The following is a 6,640-nucleotide window of genomic DNA, read 5'->3' as shown; positions in this document are numbered from 1 at the left end:
CAGGACCCGGCGGTTGAGATCTACGCAGATGAGCATGCTGAATATGGCATTGTGGCCAAGGTGCTGGCAGCGATCCAGCGTGCCGGGATCAGCAAGTTCAGCTTTGTGATGTCGCCGGAATCGGCTAAATAGGCAGCACAGAGATGACCAGCCTGGTGTTTATCGATGATGACAGCCATGCCAAGGTATGGCGTGCGGTGATTATTTCACTGGCAATCCATGCCGTTGTCGTCGCTATCTATCCCACGCTAAAACGACTTGAACTGCCCACCATCCCGGACAAGCTGGAAATCGAATTCTTCACCATGAAGATGCCTGCCTCCGCGCCTAGCGAACAGCAAGCTTCTCCTTCAGTGGCTGCTCCGGCCCCACCCGAGCCACAAAAGACGGCAACCACCGTCAAGCCCCAGAAAACGCCGCCGATGGAGAACCAGAAGTCAGTGATTACCACCACTGCCAGCAGCGAGACCAATTACCAGGTGCCGGAACAGGTGCTACCTGTACGCGTGGAGCCGGTACCCTCTGTGAATACTGCAACCGGCAGTAACGAGCCTATCGTCTCCAGTATGGAATCCAGGGAATCACGCCCGACCACCAATATACTGGTCAGCAGCGAAACCGATGAACTGACTGTCAGCGATCATGATGCATGGGGTGATTATGGTGAACAGTTACGGTCGCTGGTTAACAAGGGCAAGCAATATCCGACCATCGCCATCAGAAGACATCTGGAAGGGGACGTCACGATTCTCGCGCAATTCGTACATGGCGAGCTTGTGCATGTGTCGCTGACAGATAGCAGCAAACATGCGCCACTGGATGAGGAGGCTATGCGGATGGTGAGAAAAGCGATTCAACAACTGGGTGTGAAAGAAAGCCTGAGAAAGAAAACCTTCAAGATCACTATTCCGGTGTCTTTTCAATTGGAATAAAAATCATAAAAGCAGTGTCATGCGGCAGGATTATTGGAAAGGCTATCCCTCACTTTCTTGAACGATAGTTCTGCGCTCCTAGCCCCTGTGCTTGCCATCTTCTTCCGGTAAGTGCAGGGGATTTTTTTTAAAAGAGCTATCAGCCAAATAATGCCCTATTGGCTATCTCAACCGCATGCATACTTCGTGCAATTTCTTACTAAATAAAAGCTTATCAAGTTGTCGCTTTGTAAGCACTTATAGTCCGGGGTGCGCTATTCATTTGTGTTGTGGCAATTTCCAGGCATATCCGGGTGGTCCAGAAATGCGAACCATCGAACGTTGCCTCTCCATTTTAAGTAAGGATGTATGGAATATTTTCTCGCCAGAGTGATTTATTTTTTTGTATTTCCCCATAGTGAGTTGACTGGCAGCCTGTGCTTGATCAGGAAAATATTTAATTCCCATCCCATTGATTTTTTATTATTTTTTAGATATTCGTGTTTGTCCGAGAGTATCTGCCTACCTGCTTAGTGAATTTAGAATTATTCATGAAAACTATTTTTTCCAACCGCAGCAATATTCTTTTTTCTTGTCACTCGAGTCGTCTTATGCTACCGTTCAACATGTAACAAATTTGTAACTAAACGTAATTTAGTTGCTACAGATTCAGTTCTGGGTTGGCAAACATGTTATCCATTTACGAAACGCAATGCATTGCAAAGCCAAACGCTTCCGCTTCTGCTGAAAGTGTTTGCAGGTTGTTGCTGAGTTTGGGCATTTTGACAGGGCTGATCGCCCTTGCTTTTGTGCATATCGGTGCCTGGATGGTATTGCCATTTGCTGGTTTGGAATTAGTGTTAGTGGTTCTGGCGTTTGTGTTGGTGTTGAAACACAGTGATGACTACGAAAAGATCACAATCGTCGAGGATCACGTTGAAATTGAGCAAAGTGTATTAGGGAAAATAAAACACGTCCGCTTTCAACGCTATTGGACCCGGATAACGCTCAGGGAAGGTGAGAATGGTAAAACGTCACTTTGGATCGGGTCCCGTAATCAAGAAGTAGAGTTTGGCCGTGACACCATGAACAACGCGCAACGCGCTGAACTGGTATCACATCTCAAGCGTACACTTCTAAAAACTAAATAACTAGATTTTGGAGCAGATTAGATGCAAGGAATGAAGAAGCTTGGGGCTAGTGCTTTTGCACTGTTTTATTCATTGAGCGCACGCGCTGACTACACTTTCAATTTCCCAGACCCGGTCACACCGATGGCGCTGGATACACTGCATGTGCATAATAAATTCATGCTGATTACCGCCGTGATTTTTGTGGTGGTATTGGCAATCATGATTTATTCGATCTTCAAACACCGCCACGACAAAGGTTATAAAGCTGTTGTTGATAAGGTGCCATCTACCACGATGGAGATTTTCTGGACGCTGATTCCTTTTGCCATCCTGTTGTTGATTGACTTTGTCATCATGGGGATCCCGGCTTACCACAGTGTGGTGATGATGGAGGATACGCGGGATCAGTCCACCATGGTGATCAAAATTACCGGGTCACAATGGCGCTGGCAGTATGAGTATCTCGATGGTGATGCGCAGGGGATCAAGTTCGTCAGTAACCTTGCCACAACCAATGACCAGCTGAATAACAAAGAAGAAAAAGGCGAACACTACCTGCTGGAAGTCGATAATCCTCTGGTGTTACCTGTCGGTGAAAAAGTCCGTATCCTGATGACGGCTTCTGACGTGTTGCACAACTGGTGGGTGCCGCAATTCGGTTCTTCCCGTGTGGCTGTACCAGGGTTTATCCGTGAGACATGGGTTCAGGTTGAAAAAGCCGGTGTTTATCGTGGTCAATGTAAAGAGTTGTGCGGCAAGGGCCACGGTTATATGCCTGTGGTTGTCAATGCTGTCTCAAAAGAAGAATTTGCTGCCTGGGCCGGCAAAAAACAGGCGGAGCAAAAAGCCGCTGGTGATGTCAAAGAGATGAGTAAGGAAGAGTTGCTGGCACAAGGTAAAACCGTTTACGAGAAAAACTGTGCGGTTTGCCATCAGGTGAGCGGCGCGGGTTTGCCGCCAGCATTCCCGGCGCTGACAGGCAGCAAGATTGCTGTTGGCCCGATCTTCGGCGCAGATGGTAAATACCAAAAAGACAGTCATCTTGATCGTGTACTGAACGGCAAAGGTGTCATGCCGGCGTGGAAAGCGACCTTGAATGACACTGAAATAGCTGCTGTGATTACTTATGAGCGTAATGCCCTGGGTAATACCGCGTCGGTGGATGCCCTGGTGCAGCCGCCACAAGTCAAAGCAGCACGCGAATAACTTTGAAAGATTTTTAGGAGAGCAACGATGAGTACCACCTCCGTAGCACATCACGACGAGCATGAGGAGCATCCTACCGGCATCATGCGTTGGTTAACGACCACCAACCATAAAGATATCGGTACCATGTACCTCACATTCTCACTGGTCATGTTTTTAGTGGGTGGCTGTATGATTCTTGGCATCCGTGCCGAATTGTTCAAGCCTGGCCTGCAATTGATGAACCCCGAGTTCTTCAACCAATTGATTGGCGTGCATGCGCTGATCATGATTTTCGCGGCGTTGATGCCTGCTGCTACCGGCTTTGCCAACTGGATGTTACCTTTACAACTAGGCGCGCCGGATATGGCATTGCCGCGGTTGAATAACTGGGGTTTCTGGATTCTGCCACCTTCAGCCATTTTGCTGACCTTGCCTTTTACCCTGGCATTATTCGGTATCGGTGATGGGGCACTGGCTACCGGCTGGACATTCTATCCACCGCTCTCTGTGCAGGGTGGTATCGGCGTAGACTTCGCCATTTTTGCAGTACACTTGCTGGGTATTTCTTCAGTTCTAGGTTCAATTAACGTAATCGTGACCATTTTCAACATGCGCGCGCCTGGCATGACATTGATGAAAATGCCATTGTTTGCATGGGGCTGGCTGATCACTGCCTTCCTTCTGATTGCAACCATTCCTGTATTGGCTGGTGCCGTGACCATGTTACTGACAGACCGCCATTTCGGTACGCATTTCTTCGATGCTGCCGGTGGTGGTGACCCGATCATGTTCCAGCATTTGTTCTGGTTCTTTGGTCATCCTGAAGTGTATATTTTGCTGTTGCCGGTTTGGGGCTTCATCCCACAAATCTTGCAGACATTCAGCCGCAAACCAATGTATGGCTATAAGGCGCAAGTGTATTCATTATGGTCTATCGGTGCCTTATCAGTCGTTGTGTGGGCACATCACTTCTTCACTGCCGGTATGCCAGTGCCTGCATTGTTGTACTTTATGTATAGCACCATGGCTATTTCCCTGCCGCTTGCCGTTTTATTCTATTGCTGGATCCGCACTATGTGGAAAGGAGCAATGACGTTTGAAACGCCAATGCTGTTTACCGTGGGCTGGATTATCCTGTTTGGTGTAGGCGGCCTGACAGGCTTGGTTCTGGCTGATGTCGCAGCGGATGCGCAATACCATAATAGCTACTTTGTGGTTGCACATTTCCACTACACACTATTTGCCGGTGGCATCATGGGCATCATGGCGGGCGTGTATTATTGGCTGCCAAAAATGACTGGCCATATGTATAACGAGAAGCTCGGTAAATTGCACTTCTGGTTAACTGCCATTTCGTTCAATGTGACCTTTATTCCGCAGTTCTTCGTGGGTCTGGCAGGCATGCCACGCCGTATTCCTGACTATGCGCTGCAATTTGCGGAATTCAACATGATTTCCACAATTGGTGCGTTTGTGCTTGGTTTGTCACAGTTACTGCTGGTTTATAACATCATTAGTTGTGCCAGAGGCGGGCAAAAAGCGACAGACAAGGTATGGGAGGGTGCGATTGGCCTTGAGTGGACATTACCTTCTCCACCGCCATATCACAGTTTCACTGAGCAACCTGTTGTGAAGTAATTGTTATCACCGGCCATGCATTTAACGATGGATGGCCAGTGGTAAACCTTGTGCAGGTATGAAAGTGACAGGAAAAAGATTTTGAGCAAACCGAAGCAAAGTAACAATAAAAAGATCGCCTGGATTTTGGCTGGACTGGCAATCGCATGGTACGTGATTTCTATGTTCACCATGTGGAAATAGTTTTTGAAGATATCTGGTGTTGAACCCACGCAATGTTGAATCAGGATAAATCAGAAGCCAACAGGAAGTTGGCATTCAAGCTAGCGTGGATTCTTGCAGGTGCGTTGGTGTTTGCATTTGCGCTAGTGCCTTTGTATGACGTGATTTGTTCTGTCACTGGGTTGAATGGCAAAACAAGCAATGTTGCGCAGACGGCAGCAAAGCAAAAAGTAGATTTATCACGGGAAGTGACTGTGCAGTTCGTTTCTTCCGTGATGCCTGGTTTGGGCTGGAATTTTTATGCCAAACAAAATAGCATCAAAGTGCATCCAGGCCAGGTAACCGTAGTGATGTTTGAAGCAAAAAATACAACGAGTGAAGTGGTGGCCGGGCAGGCTATTCCAAGTGTGACGCCAGGTAAAGCATCTGCCCATCTGAAAAAGATTGAGTGTTTTTGTTTTGTAAAGCAATCGCTTAATCCCGGACAGGTAAAGCAGCTGCCGCTCAGGTTTTTTATCAGTACTGATCTACCGCCAGAAGTGAATGAGCTCACGTTATCCTACTCGTTCTTTCCGGCAAGCAAATGATTCAAATTAATGATTGATTGTGATTGAAATTATAAAAATCAAATGATTGGGAGTTAGGCATGGCAAGTCATTCAGAAAACCATTATTTTGTACCACACGGCAGTGTTTATCCTGCACTGATTTCTGTTGGTCTGTTGTCTATGGCCAGCGGGTTTGTATTTAATGTCACCGGCTCTGATTTACGTGGCGATGGCTCACTCAAGAATCCTTCCCTGGACTTTTTGGCGACGCCCGGCAAATATATGATGTATCTAGGTCTGGCGATCATTCTGTTCATGATGTTCAAATGGTTGAGCGATGTAGTCACAGAAAGCCTGACAGGCCAGTATAAAAGGTGGGAAGACAAATCTTTCCGTATTGGCATGATTGTGTTTATCTGCTCAGAGGTCGCTTTTTTTGCAGCATTCTTTGGCGCCTTGTTTTACATGCGGGTACTGTCAGTGCCTGACCTTGCTTCCTATGCGCCGGATATCACGCCCTACAAAGACTTCCTGAGTACCTGGCCGACACAAGGACCGGGCGGGGTTGTGCTAGGTGAGACTTTCAAACCTAACCCTGACTTCCACCCGATGACCTGGAGTGGTTTGCCGCTGATCAACACCCTGTTGCTGTTGAGCTCTGGTGCCACCATCACCTGGGCACACTGGGGATTAATTAAAAATAACCGGAAGCAACTGATTGTGGGTTTGGCATTAACAGTTGGTTTAGGTATCACTTTCCTGATCTGCCAGGCAGCTGAGTATCATCATGCCTACACTGAAATGGGCTTGACGTTGAAATCCGGTGCTTATGGGGCTACTTTCTTCATGCTGACCGGCTTTCACGGTTTCCATGTGACGATAGGGACATTGATGTTGATTGTGATTTTGCTGCGCAGCATCAAGGGCCATTTCACGCCTGAGCATCATTTCGGTTTTGAAGGTGTTGCCTGGTACTGGCACTTTGTGGATGTGGTGTGGTTGGGTTTGTATATTTTTGTCTACATGCTCTAGCATCAAAAAAGGGCGCCAAGAGCGCCCTT

Annotated in this window: 7 protein-coding genes; all 7 read left to right on the top strand. The window is 47.5% G+C overall.

Going from position 1 to position 6,640, the window contains the following annotated elements:
* Positions 1-132 (top strand): ExbD/TolR family protein (locus VK958_RS10435; protein WP_325239617.1); only part of this gene is annotated, 132 nt, incomplete at its 5' end.
* A gap of 11 nt (positions 133-143) precedes the next feature.
* Complete coding sequence (locus tag VK958_RS10430) at positions 144-932, top strand: TonB family protein (protein ID WP_325241119.1); 789 nt, start codon at positions 144-146, stop codon at positions 930-932.
* Positions 933-1,600: 668 nt separating this feature from the next.
* Positions 1,601-2,062, top strand: coding sequence for a DUF2244 domain-containing protein (locus VK958_RS10425; RefSeq protein ID WP_325241118.1), 462 nt, complete (start codon positions 1,601-1,603; stop codon positions 2,060-2,062).
* Between the two features lie 21 nt (positions 2,063-2,083).
* Positions 2,084-3,250, top strand: a complete 1,167-nt coding sequence (gene coxB, locus VK958_RS10420; protein WP_325241117.1) for a cytochrome c oxidase subunit II — start codon at positions 2,084-2,086, stop codon at positions 3,248-3,250.
* A gap of 27 nt (positions 3,251-3,277) precedes the next feature.
* Positions 3,278-4,870, top strand: coding sequence for a cytochrome c oxidase subunit I (gene ctaD, locus VK958_RS10415; protein ID WP_325241116.1), 1,593 nt, complete (start codon positions 3,278-3,280; stop codon positions 4,868-4,870).
* A 215-nt stretch (positions 4,871-5,085) separates the two neighbouring features.
* Positions 5,086-5,619 carry a cytochrome c oxidase assembly protein gene (locus VK958_RS10410; RefSeq protein ID WP_325241115.1) on the top strand — a complete coding sequence of 178 codons (534 nt, stop codon included), beginning with the start codon at positions 5,086-5,088 and terminating at the stop codon, positions 5,617-5,619.
* 59 nt (positions 5,620-5,678) lie between these two features.
* Positions 5,679-6,611 (top strand): cytochrome c oxidase subunit 3, encoded by a 933-nt coding sequence (locus VK958_RS10405; protein ID WP_325241114.1) that lies wholly within the window; start codon positions 5,679-5,681, stop codon positions 6,609-6,611.
* Positions 6,612-6,640 lie beyond the last annotated feature (29 nt).

Origin of the sequence: Methylophilus sp., from assembly GCF_035460085.1 — a bacterium.
Classification (GTDB): Bacteria; Pseudomonadota; Gammaproteobacteria; order Burkholderiales; family Methylophilaceae; genus Methylophilus.
The sequence above is the reverse complement of the archived record's forward strand: the minus strand, read 5'-3'. Positions and strand labels throughout refer to the sequence as shown.